Raw genomic sequence first — 19,248 nt, forward strand, 5'->3', positions numbered from 1 at the left:
TAGTTACAGCTAAAAGCGGCAGGCGACTGCCGCTTTTAGTTATTGGTCATCAGTCGATCAATTTTAGATTTTAGATTTTAGATTTTAGATTTTAGTCAACAGTTAACCGTCATCAGTCATCAGTCAACAGTCAACAGTTCACAAATTATGAATTTTGGCGGCAAATCCCGAATACGGAGGTGTAGCCGTGCAGAAATGTGCTACCGCCGACGGGGCCGATTTCGCCGTTGCAAAAAAAGCCGCTCAAGGGAATGTTTTTGAGGTATCGGCCGAACAGTCGGGAGTCAAAGTTCGATTCGCCGTAAAGCCCTTCACCGCGCCCCAAACAAGAGAACATCAAGGCGCCGGCGCTGGATGTACCACTATACTCGGCGGCCCGCTGATAGCGATCGAGCAGCATTTCTAGGTCTTCTGCGGAGGTGCGCGCGTCCCGCAGATGAAATTGGATGCGCTGTCCGGGACGGACTCGATCGCCGATCGCAATTGCTCCCACTTTCGGATCTACTCCCAACAGATTGCGGATTAAAAAATCTCCCGGCTCTAATGTCAGCTTGAATTCATCGCTGACTAAGCCTACAAATAACGAGTGCTGGGCTAATTCTCGGTCTTCTTCGCTCAAAGTTTGAACTAACTCTCGCAAAGCCTCTAGGGGCGATCGCTCGATGCCCGCGCTGCCCGTATCGTCGGTTTGTTCTTCGAGTTTCAGCAAAATATTGCGCTCTCCTTCCGTCACCCGATAAGGATGCCCGATCGGCCTGCAGCCTTGAGCTACGATCGTTTCCAAAACTATATTGCCGCTCAAAGCTACCCCAACCGTCCCTTCTCGGTAAAGCTGATAGTCGCAAAACAGCGCCGCGCCTCGGCCCGCACCGTCCCCGCCGGCGAGCCCCCCTACCTTCGCCGCACCTGGATAGGCATAATCTAGCCCTTGCAGCAAATCGTTAATTTTTGCGGAAAAGGGGTCTGCCAAGATGATGAACTGCGGTTCTTCCTGAGCCGGCACGCCCAAGAGATCCACCCAAGTATCCGGAGGACTGTCTAAGTCGGGCAGTTCTTCTGCACCGACGTGAAAAGTTCTGACATTCACTCCCGGCAAACGGGCCAGACTGAGGCTGACTGCCGGAGATCCCTCGACTTCTTCGGTGAGGCCGCCCCGGTTCGTGCCGATGACTCCTCCCCCGCCGCAGCCCAGGATCGCGGGTACTGGCAGCAGTTCTCGGAGTAAAGGCATCAGCCGAGAATACTCGCTGGCAAAGGCAGACGAGATAAATATCAGCGCTAAATCAGCCGGGCCTTCTAGGTCGCGATCTGCTTGTTCTATAACTTCTTTGAGGGCGGATTCCAAAGAGGGACGGGTTGATAAAGCGCTGACCCATTGCATTTGGTTTTGGGTGTACATAAGGCAAACTTCTCTATAAAACTATCTCTATACATTAGGCTAACTGGAACTGGCCACTGGGGGGACGCTATTGTTGGGCGATCGATTCCCCATCGATTGCCGTTCTTGTGTTAACATAAGTTAACATGAGTGTCCCATTAATCTGTTTAGTGTTAAATGCCGTATTCAGCTAAATCTTAAAAGATAAAGCTCAATACAGTTTGACACACCAACCTCGTGTAATGTTTTCATCAAAAGTAAGGTCAGCTCGACCTACATTGATGCCTGTGGACTCTTCCCCCGCCGACGGGGTAGAGTAAAGCAGGAAGTAGAGACGGCTGCTGCGATCGCACTTATGGATGGTTTGTCTCTGGGCTGCTGCAACAGCAGCGCATCTCAAGCTATTATTAGCTGGGGTCGCCAGACCGAAACAGCAAATCCAACCCAAACTAACATCCAAAAAGAAAACCTTTCTTACTTAATAAGGTCAACGACCCAGGTCTAAAGACACGCTCGCTTCGAGCCTAAGACTTAAACCACAGTTGACCCGCCTAAGACTTTAGAAGTCTAGGTTTTTTGAGTTATGACACCAAGTGGCTGCTTAGCTAGTCCCTTGCTCTGTCGTTAACGGTTAAACATCTTTATTTGGGTTAAGGACGTGCCGTTAGCCGAACAAGCTCACTAAACAAAGGCGCGTGCTAACATTACCTAGAAATAGGTCGGGGACAACCATATTCTCCTACACTTTCCTACCAACAAGTTTTATGACAACAACACCCGCAGGCAACATCCAAGAAAAAATTGAAGAAGAACTAGAAAGCGCTCGTACCGTCTGTGACCTCAAGGGCGCCACTTCCGGGGAATGCGCGGCGGCGTGGGACGCAGTTGAAGAACTGCAAGCAGAAGCTTCCCACCAAAAGCAAGTCAAACCTAAGAATTCTTTTGAAAAATTTTGCGACGACAATCCTGACGCTGCTGAGTGCCGCATCTACGAGGAATAAACGAGCCATTTAGCTCTAAGCCTTGCCTCCCGCGCCGAAATCTAACTTTTGGCGCGGGAGAATTTTATTTGAGGGGTTGAGCCTTGAAATAATGGTGAGATTTGCCCTCTATCCCTATACGCTTCAAATCCGCCAGCTTCCCCCTCGCCCCCCCAGGGGGACAAGAATTTGCTGTTGCGTCCCCCTTGGGGGGCGAGGATGGGAAGGAGATATCTCAGGAATAAACAGTTTTAACTCAAGCGTATTGCCGTCTATCGTGTCTCAAGTACCCTTCAAAGCGCGCCCAGTACCTTAGAAAAGGTAGCAGTAACTAAAACATTAAGACGGTGTTCTGATTGCTGATTTTTTAGCATTTTTGTAGTAAAATTTGTGACAAATAAGTGAGTATATTTTCCCAAAGATGTTGAGTCTTTTATTGGCAGCCACCGGGCCTTGGTTTCAACCGCTAGTCTGGATGGATTACCGGTTGTCTGTGTTATTAACAATTTCGATCCCGCTGGTAGTGCTGATTTGGGCTGTTGTGGCAAAAGCTGAGGCGATCGTCCGTTTGTCGATTATTTATTGGCGGGTGGCGAGTTTGCTGGCAATTACACTTTACCTGATGATGGCTGCCCTGCCTGTGAGCTTTGTATCCTCGGTGATTGGGAGGGCCTTAATTCCTGCTAGTCTGTGGTTTTGGGAGGATTTAAACGAAGAAATTGCCGATCGACCGCAGTCGCCCCTGAAACTGGCTTTTACAGCTTGGCGGTGGGCGATTACTGTTTACAGCGGTTTGGGCGCTCTAGCTCAACTTCCCTTCCTAAGCTGTGCTTTTAAATCGCAAATTGAGGTAATTGACGAACCTTTTTGCCGCATTTGGTTAGACCCACCTTGGCTCTATAAACAAATGTTTCACCCTACGGCAACCCCTCAATTTTTGGGATTGTTGGGTCTGATAGGTTTAGTCATCTATGTAATTTACTTGTCATACTTTGTGCTTATTAGACTAGGAAAACAGGGGAGGTCAGCTACCGGAAATTAAGTTTAGTTTAAGTTAGTATTTTCCTCCTAAATTGCACCTAAAGTCTTCAACAAAACACTCGAAAATTCCAAGTAAAAAAACCGGGCGCATATACGAAAGAATCGAACTAACAGCAGAGTAGCTGACGTGACGCCGCCCAAAAACGGATACAAGCCGCCGACTCCTGTCGTGGAGATCTAAAAATTTTAGACTAAGGTTCAAGCTTCCAGATTGATCTGTGGAGTAAATCTAAAATCTAAAATCTAAAATCTAAAATCGACTGACAGCAATGTTATTGGGAAAGACTGTGATGGATAGCAAACAAGCCTACTTACAGTGCTTAGAAAGGCTGATTTGGGCGCTCGATCGCCTGGAAGCAAAAGTCGAACCAAGTGAACTCGCTCGGATTGCCGAACTGATTGTTCAGCCGATGATGGGGCCCTGGCGGTTTTTTCACACTCCCGAACATATTTTTGATGTGGGGGGAAAGGAAGATGCGATCGAGGTTTTGGCAGCTTTATTTCACGATACCGTCTACGTGCAAGTCGATCGCAGCATTAACTTTAACGTCAGCTACTACATCACTCCTGTTGCAAAGGAGGTTAACAAACAGCTACAAATTCGAGATCAATCTGAACTGCCAGCGGATGCTATCTTCGAGATGGTAATGCTGGTATTCAATTTTGTACCGGGCGAAGTCCTCAATCCTTTCGCTGGACAAAACGAATTTCTCAGCGCTGTAGTAGCAGCAAAAGCTCTAGAACCATTTCTCAAACGCGAGCAATTGCTTCAAATTGCAGGCTGCATTGAAGCAACAATTCCGTTTCGCGCCGCCGATGCAGGATTAACGGTAAGCCAACGCCTTTATGACCGCTTGCAAGCAATAAATAGCCGATTTCACCTCAGTTTGACTGATGAGGAAATGCGGGAAACTGTCAAAAAAGCTGTGCGAATCTCTAACCGGGATGTGATGAGTTTTGCTCACCATAGTTCAGCCCATTTTTTGGCAAATACTTGGAATTTACTGCCGGAAACCAATCACAATCTCATCTGCTGGGGTTTTTATACGGTTCGCGACTACCGAGTTGCTTTGTTCAAGATGGAAGGTTTTCTGAATAATCTCAAGCCAGAGATGATTTTCCGGCAGTTTGAGGGATATCCAGACGATCGCACCTATCAGCGCTGGGAAACTACTGCTAAGTACAATCTCGAAATTGCGAAGCTTTATTTGGGGTGCAAACTGGCTGCCCTAGCCCTGCTAGAAGCTCTTTCTTCGGATTTGGGGATTGAAGTTTCTCTGGCGATGATGACGGGAGGATTTCCAGATCAAGCTCCTAACTGCGTGCGCCTAGAAAGCTTTTTTCCCGAAATAGAGAAACCTTACCAACCTAAAATTGGTTTAGAAACGGAAGTATTGAATTTATTAGAAAATGGGCGGGCTAAAAGCACTTCTAATACGGATTTGGAGAGTTCGCCCCTGACAACGTTTGTGGTAAAAATTGTTGGCTTTGACGAAATGCGCTATCAGTGCGATCGAGCTAAGGAATTTTTTGGAGAAAATCTAAACGCCGACGACTTTATTTCCGACTTTAACCCTATAGTTACAGAAATTGTCATTGATTCAATTCTCAAGTTGTTTGACAGCCGGAAATCTACTATTTACCGATACTATGATATCACTTCTCAGTTAAAGTCGCAACCCCAGAGAAATTTTCCCTATCGCCCTTTTCGCTCACATGGTTAACTAGCTTTAAATACAGTATTTTTGCCTCCTCTATATAAAAAACTATTACTCAGCTTGTATAAGAGTGCAGCGATTACACCGTCACAGGATTGATTGCCTCGCTTTCTCTACGTCAATCTGCCTATCCATCCCGACACCAACAGCCGTACAGGTAAGTGGGTATACGGGATTAAACCGCATAATGTAACACTATGTAAACAGGTTTAAGTCAGCCAGTAGAGAGCCTTTGGAGACTTTGCCCTCGTTTACATAGGGGCGTTTTTTGGCGGCGACTTACTTATGGTGTGGGACTGGTGCCAAAGATGCTAAAAGTTGATAAAAAATGGAAATTTGCTGCTGTTTGCCTTTGACAATTACTTTGTACAAGACGGATTGGATAGCGGGCTGTCACTCATCTGAGCTACCCCAGATAAGCGTCACTATAAAAAGCGACTGTTAAAGCACTTCCCCCCACAGCTACAACTGGGGAATAGCAAGTTCAAACGGCTTGCAAACCACTAATCCCCAATCAAACCATGCAAACCACAAATTCAATTTACGCTCAATTGCCTCTTTGCTCTTCACTGCCCACACTGAAACGAAATAATAGCACCACTGCCAATCAAAACGTGCGCTACCTCCAACAATCCTTAGTTAAAAACGGATATCCCGTCGCAACTGATGGATTCTTCGGCCCAAAAACCGAACAAGCAGTCATCAAATTTCAAAAGGAAAATAAGATTGCTGTTGATGGCATTGTCGGCCCTCAAACTTGGAGTCTATTAGGCGCTTGTTATACAGGTGAACCCGGATGTTAAATCCAAGTTAACTAATCCTAGGCGCACGGGTAGCAAGAAACTGGGTTTTTTCACAGCAATACTTCCTTTATGCCCCCAGAAACGCTAAAAAATCTGGTGCTTGAGCGAAGCCGAAACCTCGTTTATGCCAGTCAAAAGTGCCTTCAGGACTATTAATTAACATCTTTTCCCCGCTGCCCTGCTTTTAAACAACTTGCAAACAACCAATGGAGACTCAAACTATGCAAACCACAAACGCAATTCACCACATGGAATTACCTCCCTGCCGTTATTTTCCCCTACTCAAACGCAACGATGGCGTCACGCAAAATGAGGACGTTCGCTACCTCCAGCGGCTCTTGCACACCAGCGGATTTTCTGTAAATACTGATGGAGGATTTGGTCCGAAAACCGAACAAGCAGTCATCAATTTTCAAAAGCAACAAAAAATCGTTGCGGATGGCATTGTGGGCCCCAAAACTTGGAATAAATTAGGAGTTTGTACAACTATATTTTAAAGTTGGTGCAAGCATCTTTTAAAGAGATTAGGGCGGGCAGTGCGCGCCCTATTTCTCCGTCGAAGTTTCCACTCCGCACCACCCCTCCGGGGCTCCGTACATTCGATACTTGCGAGCTCGTTTGAAATACAGCATTGCTACCCGATCGTCCGGATTTATTTGTAAAATGTTTTGAAATACTTTTTGGGCGGCAACAAATTTTTGCTCGTAGTAAAAATTGAGAGCTTCTTGAAAAATCTCCGCAGTTTGCTGCTTAAGTACAATGCTTTCCTCTGTTTCTGTCTCGTAAATTTCAAAAACCGACACAGCATTTGTCTTTCCTTTCACCATTACTCGATCGACAAATCTGTACTTATATTTTTCTGGATCGTCTAGGCGATCGATAATTGCACCGCTAACTAGAATGCCCGCGCCGTAAACCTTAGTCAATCCTTCCAAACGAGAGGCGAGATTCACCGCATCAGCAATCACCGTACTTTCCATCCGTTCTCGCTCGCCAATTGTACCCAACATCAAATTGCCCGCGTGTAAACCGACGCCGATCGCGATCGGACACAAACCATTTTTTTCTCGCTGCTGGTTGTAGATATTCACTTCTTTTTGCATATCAATTGCTGCTCGTACACCATCATCAGGAGATGTAGGAAACAGTGCCATGACTGCATCACCAATATATTTGTCAATAAACCCGTTATTTTTCCTGATTGCAGGGCTAACCCTTCCTAAGTAAGTGTTAATAAAAGCAAAATTTTCAGGCGGTGTCATATTTTCGGAAAGTGCCGTAAACGAGCGAATATCAGCAAACAGCACGGTCATATTTCTTTCCTGATTTTCGCCTAATTTTACTTCAATAATACTCGGCTTTTCCAGCAAGTTTAGAAAATCGTGCGGTACAAACCTGCCGTAGGCTGCATTCAGTTTGGCAAGGCGAATTTGCGTGTTAATTCTCGCCAATAATTCCTTTTTGATAAAAGGTTTAGTTACATAATCATTTGCTTCTAAGTTAAAAGCTTCTACCAAGTCGCTAGTTTGATTTTTTGCCGTCAGCATCAGAATCGGCATTTCTAAAGGCGAGTATTTTTTGCGGACTTCTCGACACACTTCATAACCAGTCATCTGCGGCATCATTACGTCGAGTAAAATCAAGTCTGGCTTAAATCCTGATTTAATTAAATTTAAAGCTTCTAAGCCGTTGCTAGCTTGAGTGATTTCGTAGTTTTCTAGAGAAAGACTGTTGATGATGACATGAATATTAATCGGCTCATCATCCACTACCAAAATTTTTAATTTTTCACTTTCTAGGAACTCGCTATTGGCTAAGACCTGAGAATTTATTATAGATGATTCGGGGGCGAATTCACGAGTGATTAAAATTCGAGATTCCTCGGTTAAAAGCGGCTGTCTGCTGCTAAATTCCGGCTGATTCTCAGATACGGGCAAAGTAAAGATGAATTGGGAACCGACGCCTACATTTGAAGATACTCGAATTTGCCCTCCGTGCAATTCCACTAATTGCTTGGCAACAGTTAACCCTAAACCCGTGCCGCCATATTCTCTAGCAGTGGAACCGTCAGCTTGTTCAAAGGATTCAAAAATTCGCTCTAATTTATCTTCGGGGATGCCAATGCCAGTGTCAGATACAGTAATGGCTAATTGGGAATTATGCGGTGATTGTGCATTGCCCGTTACCAATTCTGCTGAAATTTCAACTGTGCCGCTTTCGGTAAATTTAATGGCATTGCCGATTAAGTTGTAAAGTATTTGCTGCAAGCGATTCTCATCGGCTGCTATTTGCGGCAATTCAGGAGCGACTGAGTTAATCAACTGCAAGTTTTTTTTGCCTACTAATGGCTGAGACAAAGTGAGAATAACAGAGACTATTTCTCGAAGACCGACGGACTTAATTTGTAGTTCTATCTTTTTGTGTTTGAGCTGAGAAAAGTCCAGAATATCGTTAATTAAAGAAGACAATCTTTTGCCAGAGGATGTAATCAAGGCTAAGTTAAAATTTGTTGAGTCTGACAGTTGTCCGGTAGCACCGTCTATTAAAGATTCTGCAATCCCAATAATGCCGTTGAGGGGAGTGCGGAGTTCGTGGGAAGTATTGGCTAAGAATTCGTCTTTCAGTTTGTCTAGTCGCTGCAATTCGATATTTTTAGTTTCTAAGGCAGTAAAAGATGCTTGCAGTTGTGCTGCCATGCTGTTAAAGGCAGCGGCAAGTACGCCCAACTCGTCGGAGCGATCGAGCTTTACAGTTTGGTCAAATTGTCCTTCAGATAAAGCTATTGCTGCATTTTTTAATTTTATAAGAGGTTTGATAATCCAGCCAGAAGTGAGAAGTCCTAACACAGTTGCCATGCCCAAAGCTGCCAAGCATAGCAAAACTGTAGTTCGGTTGCCCGCATGAATTTGTTCCATAAAGTCGGCTTCGGGAACGACGACGACAATTAGTAAATCTAAACCCTTGCCGTCTTGGAAGGGTAGAACTTTTAAAAATTGCTGTTTCCCGTTTATCTCAAAATGGATTTGCTGCAATTTGGTAATTTGGTAGAAGTTTTGAAAGTGACTTTCTAAATATTTAGCTGTAGTTTGCGTTACTGCATCGCTGCTTTCTGTAACTTTAAACAGTTCTTTTTGACCGTTTTGGGTGCGGAAAGGTTTTTCCGGTGTGGAAGTTGCCAGCAGCGTGCCGTTTCTTTCGATAATAAAAGTTTGACCAGATTGGCCTATTTTGAGGCTGTTTAAAAATTGACCGATACTGTCGAGACGCAAAGCAGCAATTAATACTCCTTCTAGCTGTTTCTGGCTGTTGTAAACTGGTTGCAGCGCGCTGAGAATCAATGTGGGTTCTAGTAAGGATACATAAACTGAACTCCAAGTGGGTTTGGCTTCTAGAGCTGCATAGGTGTAGGAAGGGTGCTGTCGGATGTCGAAGTTTTTGACGTAGGCTGCTACTGTCGTGCGATCGCCCCTATCATTAGTATTGTAAGAATAAAAATCAAAACCTCTAGATTGACCCGATGCGTTAATCAATAAAGTGCCGTTAGACATCTTTTCGCCAGTGCGATATTCTCCATCTTGATTAGCGATCGATGTAAAATTGATATAAGGATATAATTGCACTTGTCGCCACAAATACTTTTCCCAAGCTGACAAGTCTTTCATGTTCACAAAACCCAGTTTCACCGCATCCAGCTTGCTTTGATTGATTTGGTGCGGAGTTTGCAGATAAGTTCTCAAATTTTGCTCAATGCGATTGCTCACCTCGCTCATCAACTGATCAGCAAGGTCATTCACTGCTCTTTGAGAGTTCCTAAATGATAAGTATCCTACAATACCCACCGCTGAAAATACTTGCAAGACAAACGGAACTATGAGTACAGTTTGCAGCGTTGCTTTTCTTGAAAGTTTTGCCACTAAGTGCTTGAGAGAAAGAGTGGACATAACATTAATTTAGGTTGGAAAACCCAGTTAATACTTGGAGCGAAGGCTGAGCGCTGGTAAAGATTATAAACCATTTTGTACTTAAACACAACTTACGCAAGGAAGACCTGATCTAGTTTCTACAATCCTTAATCTTATAGCAATACTTCGGACAGTTTTATATCTAATCGAGTGTCCGAAACCCAGACTGGCTATATGGTGGACTATTATTTCAAGGTTTAAGTAAGCGCCCTAAGTTTCCTAAAATGCGTTAAAAATGGCAGGGCTTTCTCGCGATCGGCTTACAGGGCCGTTAAAAAACTGTCCGAAGTATTGTTATAGCAAATTATTAAAAGTCAAAGCGAACCATACGGACACGGCATTTCCGTGTCCTACTCCCCCCGCCGGACAAGGCATTGCCCTATCCCTACCGATGTTCACATACAATATATCTGTATCACTACTTTTCATCCAAAGCTTCTATCCCCGACCATCCTTCAGGCACTCCATACATTCCATTCTTTAGAGAGCGCTGGCAGTAAATTGCTGCTAACCTATCTTGAGGATTTCTTCCGCAAATCTTACTGAATAATTTTTGCGCTTCAGTAAAATTTTGCTCGAAATAAATCTCCTGACCTTTTTGAAACTTAGCAGCAGTTTCCTGTTTTAGTTCAATGCTTTGTTCTGTTTCTGCAGCATAAATTTCAAACACCGACACGGCTGATTTTTTGCCTTTTACTGTGACTCTATCGACAAATCGGCACATATATTTTTCTCGCTCGCCCAAACGCTATAGAATTGAGTCACTAACTAGAATTCCCGCCCAGTAAACAGTTATTTATTAGCTTTGAGTGGCAACTTACCAGACCTGCTCTCAAGCAAAAAACTAGAATAAATAGCAGCGTATCTCCCAAGCTAAAGGCAGTTTAATACAATTTTGACTAAGAAATGATACTTGCAACCTAGTCTTCTTGTGGTTCATAAAATATCCGACAAGTAGGTTTGGCAGCAGGAAAGTTTTTCCGAGGTTTTTTACAAAATTTATATGATGTCTGCTTACTTCCTGCTGTAAAAAAAGGTATACTTAACAATAAAAATTTAGCTGGATGTCCCTGAAGTTAGGCACAAAACTAAGCTATATTATAGCAGATTTCAGGAAAGTGAGATTTGCTATGGCTGACTCTATTGCTCGTCGCTTGGAACAATACACGGTAAAACGATCGCACGAAGTTTTAATCGTAAAGGCCGAAATTGACGGCGAATTCGATGAAATTGCTATTTTTAAAGGCTTTTCTAGCTCTTTGACACGATCGACCGCTTTCGATCCAGATGTTCCTGTTTTGCCGGAGGAAGCCCAAATTGTCAGTGTCGATCGCGTGGAGAGCCCCTACAATCCAAATAACCCCCGCTATCTTCAGCAGGGGTTATCTTGGGAAACAATGCAATCTCTATTGTCCGAGGCGGGAGTTTAGCAAAACATTAGGGACACAACGTGAGAAAAACAGTAGGGACACAACAATGTTGTGTCCCTACTACAAAAGCACTATGTCCTTACCCTGAGAGCTAGAGCGTGCCGCCGGCAGCTTGGAAACGAGCTCTCGCGCGCTTGATTGCTTGCTTAGCTTGAATTTGCTCTTGCAAAGTGCCGCTAGTAGCCTTTTCCAAACGAGCTTCTGCTTCGGTGTAAGCAGTACGAGCAGCTTCTTTATCAATGGTTTCGCCTTTTTCAGCGCCGTTGACAAGAATAGTAACTTTGTTTTCTTGGATTTCTGCAAAGCCGCCCATCAGAGCAATAGACACCCATTCCTTGCCGGGACGGACGCGCATCACTCCGGTATCCAAAGCTGTCAACATAGGAGCGTGACCGCTCAAGATACCCAGTTGGCCTGTGGTGCTCGGCAGAATTACTTCTTCAGCATTAGAATCCCAAACAGTTTTGTCTGGGGCCACTACGCGCACAGTTAATGTCATAAATTGTCAGTTGTCGGTTGTCAGTTGTCAGTTGTCAGTTGTCAGTTGTCAGTTGTCAGTTGCCAGTTATCAGTTGTCAGTTGTTACCAATAACAAATAACTAATAACTAATAACTAATAACGACTGACTACTGACTACTGACTCATGACTAAAATTACTTGGCGTCAGCTTTCATTTTTTCAGCTTTGGCGATCGCCTCGTTGATATCGCCCACCAAATAGAAAGCTTGTTCAGGTAATTCGTCAAGTTCGCCAGCCAAAATCATCTGGAAGCCCTTAATGGTGTCTGCCAGCTTGACGTACTTGCCGGGGGAACCGGTGAACACTTCAGCCACAAAGAACGGTTGAGACAAGAACCGTTCAATTTTGCGAGCGCGAGAAACGGTCAAGCGGTCATCTTCTGAGAGCTCATCCAAGCCCAAAATTGCAATAATGTCTTGCAATTCCTTATAGCGTTGCAGAGTAGACTGCACCTGACGAGCAACACCATAGTGCTCTTCGCCGACAACGCTAACTTGCAACATCGTAGACGTAGAATCCAGCGGGTCAACCGCAGGATAAATCCCCTTCGCAGCCAAACCGCGAGACAACACAGTTGTAGCGTCCAAGTGAGCAAAAGTCGTAGCCGGTGCGGGGTCAGTCAAGTCATCCGCAGGTACGTACACAGCTTGAACCGAAGTAATCGAACCTTCGGTAGTCGAAGTAATCCGTTCTTGCAAGTCGCCCATGTCTGTACCGAGAGTCGGCTGATATCCCACAGCCGAAGGCATCCGACCCAACAGAGCCGATACCTCAGAACCCGCTTGCACAAACCGGAAGATATTGTCAATGAACAGCAGCACGTCTTGCTTGCTGACATCACGGAAGTATTCGGCCATCGCCAGAGCCGACAGGCCCACGCGCATCCGAGCACCAGGCGGCTCGTTCATTTGACCGTAAACCAGAGCAATTTTTGACTTGCTGCGGTCTTCTTCGTCAATAACCCCCGACTCGATCATTTCTTTGTAGAGGTCATTACCTTCGCGGGTGCGCTCGCCCACACCACCGAACACGGACACGCCACCGTGAGCCTTGGCGATGTTGTTCACGAGTTCCATCATAATCACGGTTTTGCCGACGCCTGCGCCGCCGAACAAACCGATTTTGCCACCGCGACGGTAGGGCGCGAGCAGGTCAATCACCTTGATCCCAGTTTCAAACACCGAAGGCTTGGTTTCCAGTTCGGTGAAAGCCGGCGGGTTGCGGTGGATGGGCATACTTTCGGAAGTATTGACCGGGCCGAGGTTGTCTACGGGTTGACCGATGACGTTAAAAATCCGGCCGAGAGTTGGGATTCCGACGGGAACTTGGATCGCTTCCCCGGTATCTACTACTTCCATGCCACGCACCAAGCCGTCGGTGGTACTCATGGAAACGGCGCGCACTTGGCTGTCTCCGAGCAGTTGTTGAACTTCGCAGGTAACGGCAACGTCTTGACCTGCTTCGTTTTTGCCGGAAATTGTGAGAGCGTTATAGATTTGGGGCAGTTTGCCGCCTGGGAATTTTACGTCTACAACTGGCCCGATGATTTGGGTGATGTAGCCTACGTTCGTTTTTTCTGCGGTGGATACCATGAATAGTGCCTTTGTTAGGATGCTATTTTTCCCGTTATGGAAAAAGTCTTAACATTTAGAAATGCTATTTCTCAGAGTACCACTGAACAGACGCACTATTTAGATTTGTATGGGGCTGGTTAATAGTCATTTTTATGGTTGCTGCCCTCGCTTTTTTTTCCTGCGAGTCGCAGCCAAAGCCCCGATACCCAGGATAGTCCCGAACACTGTGACTGGTTCGGGGACTGGTTCGGGGACTGGTTCGGGGACTGGTTCGGGGACTAACTCAGCCGACACGGTGAAGTCTTTGAAGTCAAGCTCGGTTCCTGGTTTGGCATCGTCGAAGGAGATTTGTGTGCCATTAGCCAGTTGGGCCTTTGTGAGCGATGAAAATTGCTCTGGGCCTTTACCGCCGTTGATGTTTGCAAATGAGTCGCTGGAATTGTAGTTGAGCATAAAGTCACCAAACACAGCAAGCTGACATCCCGCCACCAGACATTCCTCTCTTCGGAACTGGGTGCCGGCGGCCCACCAGTTGGGGCTGTTCATGAAGGTACTCGACGAGACGTATTGCTCGAAAGGTCTGCCGTTACCTGTGTCGCTCCACAGCAGCAGGGCATAAATTTGATCCTGCAAAAATGTGAAGGTTTGGGTGATGGAGCCGTTTTCGGAGGTGACTGCGTTCCCGAAGGTTGCTTCCCAGTTGTTGGCAGAGCCGTTATCTGAGGGTTGAGTCTCGTAAAACAGTCTGGCGATGTTGGTGTAGCCATTGTTTTGTGGGTCAGCTTGGGCCACCCACAAGCTTGACTGGTAAGGGCTGAAAGAGTTGTTGAATCTAAAGTTGATCTTTGTATCTTGATCGAACTGGATGCCGCCAGTGCCAAACATGAAAGCTCGGACGGGCGGGCAGATGCTGAGCAACATTGTGGTTACCAAGCTGGCGACTGTAAAAGATGTTTTTTTGACTAGCGTTAAGGTAGTCATAACCCTGATTCCTCCTGTATTGTTAGGTAGTAAGGCGGAAAATGCCCTAAATGCCATGTTGCCGTGACGCGAATAGACGATCGCGAGCCTGCGATATTTAGGGCGATCGTCAAACCTAAAGAAGAGGCTCCACACCAGTGAATCTACATACAGATCTCACTTAAGGGTGTTTTGGAGTAAATGAGTGCTTCTTCTAAGAGTTTTCACTGACACCAGACTCGCATAGTTTAATCTGTCAGAGCAAGATTTTCATCCTGCCTAGACTTCCAACCTACTACATTTACTTCGTTTCGGTAACAGTCTAAAGTTGAGTGCAAGACTTGCAAATATTGGCTTTCATCAAAAATACATAAAAATTTTAATCGAGCTTTATAAAGTTTTGGTAAAGTTCATCCCAAAAATATAAAGTTTTTGAGAGAAAGTCTGCTGTTCGGTTCGTTGTTCCTCAAAGCGCGCTGCAAGCTGCTCGGCCGATGCAGAAAGAAGTGGGCACGACCGCAATTAAAGATTTGAGCGAGTTTTTTGCCACTCTAAGCAAGCTGTATAATAGGCGAGCGGTACTTACGTAATTTTGACTAATATTCAGAGTTTTTTAAACCCCTAACCCTCCCGTTCGGTGCCATATTTTCCCCCACAGTTCCGGACGCATTAACCCGGTTTTTTAAGGTAATTGAGTCAGGGAAGCAGTGAAAGTCAAAAAAAGAAACCAAGTTTAATTTCCCGCGCCTGACTTCTAGTAAAAAAACAGTTTTTACGTAAATCATAGTAATTAAAAACCTACATTTCCTTGTCCCGTACTAATTATTCAGCAACTAAAAATAGGCTGCTCCTATTGACATGATTTTTTTTTAGGAGTAAAAATAGTATAAATAAATACGATCGCACTTTAAGCACAATCTTTAAACACAATGACACCCAACAAACTACATTTGCTCGGATGGTTATTCATTGTTAGCTGGCTGAGTGCAGCGGCTGGTTCGGCCAACGCGCAACCCATAGCCCCGGCACCAGACGGCACTAACACAGTTGTTACTCCCAACGGCAACCGCTACGACATTTCCGGGGGGTCTTTCAGCGGAGATGGGGCTAATCTTTTTCACAGTTTTACTCAGTTCGGCCTCAGCGAGGCTCAAACGGCTAACTTTTTGACCAATCCCAATATTCAAAATATTTTGGGAAGAATTACTGGGGGTAATCCTTCTTTAATCAATGGCTTAATTCAAGTTACGGGCGGGAATTCCAATTTATTTTTGATGAATCCTGCTGGCATGATTTTCGGGCCGAATGCCAGTCTCAACGTGCCTGGATCTTTTAATGCTACTACGGCGACAGGGATTGGTTTTGGGAACAATCAGTGGTTTAGTGCGATCGGCAATAACAATTGGGCAACATTAATCGGGGCGCCGAATAGTTTTGCGTTTACCAATTTGCCAGGGGGAAGCATTGTTAATGCAGGCAATCTGACGGTGACACCTGGTCAAAGTTTAAGTTTGATCGGCGGTACGGTTGTCAATACGGGTCAGGTAACTGCGCCTAGCGGCAATATTCTGATCAGCGCCGTACCTGGTAACAATTTGGTGCGAATTAGTCAAGCTGGAAATTTATTGAGTTTGGATATTCAGCCGACAGCAAATCCAAGTTCGCTGCCAAACAATTGGACGCAGCCAGTGTTATCTTTGCCGGAGTTGCTGACTGGACAAGGTGTGGCACAGGCGACGGGTTTGACGGTAAATCCCAATGGCGACGTTGTGTTGACAGGGAATACTGCTGTGCCGGTAACTGCGGGAACTGCGATCGCATCCGGCACTCTCAACGTCTCTGGCGACACTGGGGGTACTGTAAATATTTTAGGCGACAAAGTAGGAGTTATTGCAGGCAATATCGATGCTTCTGGGATTAACGGCGGCGGTAATGTACTGATTGGCGGAGATTATCAAGGTTTAGGGACGGTGCCCAATGCTTCGCGGACTTTTGTCAGCAGCGACTCGACGATTAATGCTGATGCTGTTAGTAATGGGAATGGCGGGCGAGTCATAGTTTGGGCTGATGAAACTACTCGCTTTAATGGCAATATTACTGCCAGAGGTGGCTTGTTTTCTGGGAATGGCGGCTTTGTGGAAGTGTCGGGAAAGCAATCGCTGGATTTTCAAGGATTAGTTGATTTGCGATCAACCTTGGGCATTGCTGGAACTTTATTGTTAGATCCTACTGATATTACTATTAGCACTGGTGCGGATGCAGGCGGCACATTAGGGGGTACATTTGCACCCTCAAGCAGCACATCTACAATCAACAACGGCACGCTGCAAACCCAACTGGGAGCAAGCAATGTCACAATTTCCACTGCATCTGGCTTTGCTAATGCAGGCGATATTACAGTTAGTGCTCCCGTTTTTTGGAATAGTAGTAATTCGTTGACACTGCAAGCTGATAATAATATTACTGTTAATCAACCTATTACTAATATTGGAAATGGGGCGATCGCATTAAATGCTAGTAATGCAATATCAGTTAATGCCAACCTTGCTACTAACGTTGGTACTAGCGGCGGAAATATTAGCCTCACCAGTACCAATGATATCAACACCACTGCTGCCACTCTGATTTCAGGAAATGGGGGAGCGATCGCCCTCTCCACTACTGGTGGCAACATTAATACTGGCTCTCTACTTTCCCCTTCATCTTCAGGAAATGGAGGGAATATCACCCTCTCTGTTACAGGAGGTACAGGTTCAATCAACACCAGTTATGGATATGCCTATCTATCTTCCTATTCATCTTCATCTAATGGAAATGGAGGAGCGATCACCCTCTCAACTTCCGGCGGTAACATTACCACTGCTAATTTGTATTCCTTGGGTACAGGTACGTCCGGGAATATCACTCTTTCTGTTACCGGAGGAACAGGTTCGATCAACACCAGTGCTGGAGTTCTGGATTCCTCTTCCACTTCAGGAAATGGAGGAGCGATCGCCCTTTCAACTGCTGGTGGTAATATTACTACTGGTCTTATGAATTCTTCCTCATCAGGTGTAGGTACGGGAGGGAATATTACCCTCGCTGCCGGAGGAATAGGTGCGATCGACACAACTGCTGGAGGTCTGAATGCCACTTCTACTTCTGGAAATGGAGGCGCGATCGCCCTTTCAACTGCTGATGGTAACATTACTACCAACAATCTAGTTACCGGTTCATCGGGCGTAGGTAATGGAGGGAACATTACCCTTTCTGTCACCGGAGTAACAGGCGCAATCAACACTACTGCCGGACTGGTAGATGCCACTTCCAGTTCAGGAAATGGAGGCGCGATCGCCTTCTTAACTGGTGGTGGTAACATTACCACTGGAGGCACCAATTCCTTTTCATCAGGCACAGGTACGGCAGGAAATATTACCCTATCTGTCACCGGAGGAACAGGCGCAATTAACACCGCTGGTGGAAATTTTTATTCCTACTCCAGTTCAGGAAATGGAGGGCCGATTGCCTTAACTGCGCCAGGGGGAATTACTACAGGTTTACTTGATTCTACTACCACTTCAACTTCTAGCAGCAGCACCGCTGGCCAGATCACCTTCAATCCTGGTACAAACAATACGACAATTAGCGGCGATATTGATGCCTCAGCCACAGCAGGTAGCGGTGGCAATATTACTTTCCCATCACCCGTTATCCTCACTCAACCAACTATTACCCTGACAACATCAGGAACTACCAGCAGCGGCAACCTTACCTTTAATAGCACCCTCAACGGCACTACAGCAAACACTGAAAGTTTATTAGTCAATGCAGGTGCAGGTAACGTCACCTTTACAGGCGCGATCGGTAGTATCATTCCCATGGGAAATCTCACCATCAATACCACAGGTAATACCAATCTTACCGGAAACGTAACAGCAAGCGGCAGTATTAACTTAAATAGCCCAGCGACAATTACCAACAACATTCTCCTTACAAGTAACTCAATTAATTGGACGGAAAATGTATCTGGTACAGGCAATTTAACCCTACAGCCATTAACAGCAGGTGCGCCAATAGTCATCGGTGGCATTCCTGGTAGCGGATTAAATTTAACACCCACACAATTAGGATTATTACAGCCCAGCTTAGGTTCATTTACCATTCAAACTAATAGCGGTGGTGACATTTTAGTTGATAGCCCTATTACCTTAAATCCGCCTACCACCCTGCAAACTTCACCCGGTACAATTACAATTAACAGTCCCATCACGGGAACCAACAATGCTTCAATTACCCTTTCTGCCCCTACAACTTCTCTAAATGCTGACATCAGCACCTCCAATCAAAATATCACCATCAATGGAAATACATTACTGGGTAATAATGTCACCCTCAATACAGGCAGTAGTGGCAACATTACTTTAAATGGAGCTATCGATGGTAATAATAACCTTGGTAATAATAACCTTACCGCTACTGCTGGCACAGGCAACATAACATTTACGGGTGCAGTAGGAAGTGGTGGCACAACTCCATTCGGTAATATCAACGCCAACAGTACAGCAACCACTACATTTAATGCCGTCAATGCTGCCAGTGTCACCACCAACACTGGCGGTACAACTCAACTCAATAGCACAGTCACAACTACTGGTGCCCAAACTTATAACGATGCCGTCACCATTGCCAATAACCCAGTTTTAACTGGTAATGGCATTACCTTTGCTTCCACCTTAGATGGTAATAGCGATATCACTGCCAATGCTGGTGCATCAAATCTAACATTTACGGGTGCAGTAGGAAGTGGTGGCACAACTCCATTCGGTAATATCAACGCCAACAGTACAGCAACCACTACATTTAATGCCGTCAATGCTGCCAGTGTCACCACCAACACTGGCGG

Annotated in this window: 14 protein-coding genes; 7 read left to right on the forward strand and 7 right to left on the reverse strand. The window is 45.5% G+C overall.

Annotated elements, in window-relative coordinates; translation table 11 throughout:
• Positions 1 to 145 precede the first annotated feature (145 nt).
• Together QUA77_RS19400 and QUA77_RS19405 are read right to left on the reverse strand one after the other, a co-directional pair.
• Positions 146 to 1,399, reverse strand: coding sequence for an FIST N-terminal domain-containing protein (locus QUA77_RS19400; protein ID WP_333063501.1), 1,254 nt, complete (start codon positions 1,397 to 1,399; stop codon positions 146 to 148).
• Between the two features lie 190 nt (positions 1,400 to 1,589).
• Complete coding sequence (locus QUA77_RS19405) at positions 1,590 to 1,838, reverse strand: hypothetical protein (protein ID WP_333041277.1); 249 nt, start codon at positions 1,836 to 1,838, stop codon at positions 1,590 to 1,592.
• A 304-nt stretch (positions 1,839 to 2,142) separates the two neighbouring features.
• Between QUA77_RS19405 and QUA77_RS19410 the strand changes: the two genes are divergently transcribed.
• From QUA77_RS19410 to QUA77_RS19430, 5 genes are all read left to right on the forward strand, one after another.
• Positions 2,143 to 2,379: a Calvin cycle protein CP12 gene (locus QUA77_RS19410; protein ID WP_190662788.1), complete on the forward strand. Its 237-nt coding sequence runs from the start codon at positions 2,143 to 2,145 to the stop codon at positions 2,377 to 2,379.
• A 400-nt stretch (positions 2,380 to 2,779) separates the two neighbouring features.
• Entirely contained in the window at positions 2,780 to 3,400 is a 621-nt protein-coding gene (locus QUA77_RS19415) for a DUF3177 family protein (RefSeq protein ID WP_333063502.1), read from the forward strand.
• Positions 3,401 to 3,668: 268 nt separating this feature from the next.
• A complete protein-coding gene (locus QUA77_RS19420; RefSeq protein WP_333451907.1) occupies positions 3,669 to 5,123 on the forward strand; it encodes a hypothetical protein in 1,455 nt (484 codons plus the stop codon).
• A 515-nt stretch (positions 5,124 to 5,638) separates the two neighbouring features.
• Complete coding sequence (locus tag QUA77_RS19425) at positions 5,639 to 5,920, forward strand: peptidoglycan-binding domain-containing protein (RefSeq protein ID WP_190663498.1); 282 nt, start codon at positions 5,639 to 5,641, stop codon at positions 5,918 to 5,920.
• Between the two features lie 221 nt (positions 5,921 to 6,141).
• Positions 6,142 to 6,417 (forward strand): peptidoglycan-binding domain-containing protein, encoded by a 276-nt coding sequence (locus tag QUA77_RS19430; RefSeq protein WP_333041280.1) that lies wholly within the window; start codon positions 6,142 to 6,144, stop codon positions 6,415 to 6,417.
• Between the two features lie 48 nt (positions 6,418 to 6,465).
• Here the strand turns inward: QUA77_RS19430 and QUA77_RS19435 are convergent, their stop codons facing one another.
• Both QUA77_RS19435 and QUA77_RS19440 read right to left on the reverse strand, forming a co-directional pair.
• Positions 6,466 to 9,861 carry an ATP-binding protein gene (locus QUA77_RS19435; RefSeq protein WP_333451909.1) on the reverse strand — a complete coding sequence of 1,132 codons (3,396 nt, stop codon included), beginning with the start codon at positions 9,859 to 9,861 and terminating at the stop codon, positions 6,466 to 6,468.
• A gap of 439 nt (positions 9,862 to 10,300) precedes the next feature.
• Positions 10,301 to 10,606: a hypothetical protein gene (locus tag QUA77_RS19440; RefSeq protein WP_333041282.1), complete on the reverse strand. Its 306-nt coding sequence runs from the start codon at positions 10,604 to 10,606 to the stop codon at positions 10,301 to 10,303.
• A 406-nt stretch (positions 10,607 to 11,012) separates the two neighbouring features.
• Here QUA77_RS19440 and QUA77_RS19445 point away from each other — a divergent pair, with 406 nt between their 5' ends.
• A complete protein-coding gene (locus tag QUA77_RS19445; protein ID WP_333041283.1) occupies positions 11,013 to 11,312 on the forward strand; it encodes a DUF7734 family protein in 300 nt (99 codons plus the stop codon).
• Between the two features lie 91 nt (positions 11,313 to 11,403).
• On the opposite strand, the gene atpC is transcribed toward QUA77_RS19445, so the two are convergent.
• The 3 genes from atpC to QUA77_RS19460 form a co-directional block, all read right to left on the reverse strand.
• Positions 11,404 to 11,811 carry an ATP synthase F1 subunit epsilon gene (gene atpC / locus QUA77_RS19450; RefSeq protein WP_006635885.1) on the reverse strand — a complete coding sequence of 136 codons (408 nt, stop codon included), beginning with the start codon at positions 11,809 to 11,811 and terminating at the stop codon, positions 11,404 to 11,406.
• A 155-nt stretch (positions 11,812 to 11,966) separates the two neighbouring features.
• A complete protein-coding gene (atpD, locus tag QUA77_RS19455) occupies positions 11,967 to 13,424 on the reverse strand; it encodes a F0F1 ATP synthase subunit beta (protein ID WP_006635884.1) in 1,458 nt (485 codons plus the stop codon).
• A 132-nt stretch (positions 13,425 to 13,556) separates the two neighbouring features.
• Positions 13,557 to 14,387: a PEP-CTERM sorting domain-containing protein gene (locus QUA77_RS19460; protein WP_333451911.1), complete on the reverse strand. Its 831-nt coding sequence runs from the start codon at positions 14,385 to 14,387 to the stop codon at positions 13,557 to 13,559.
• A gap of 908 nt (positions 14,388 to 15,295) precedes the next feature.
• On the opposite strand from QUA77_RS19460, the gene QUA77_RS19465 reads away from it, so the two are divergent.
• Positions 15,296 to 19,248 (forward strand): two-partner secretion domain-containing protein (locus QUA77_RS19465; protein WP_333451913.1); only part of this gene is annotated, 3,953 nt, incomplete at its 3' end.

Source organism: Microcoleus sp. K5-D4 (genome assembly GCF_036704575.1).
Classification (GTDB): Bacteria; Cyanobacteriota; Cyanobacteriia; order Cyanobacteriales; family Microcoleaceae; genus Microcoleus.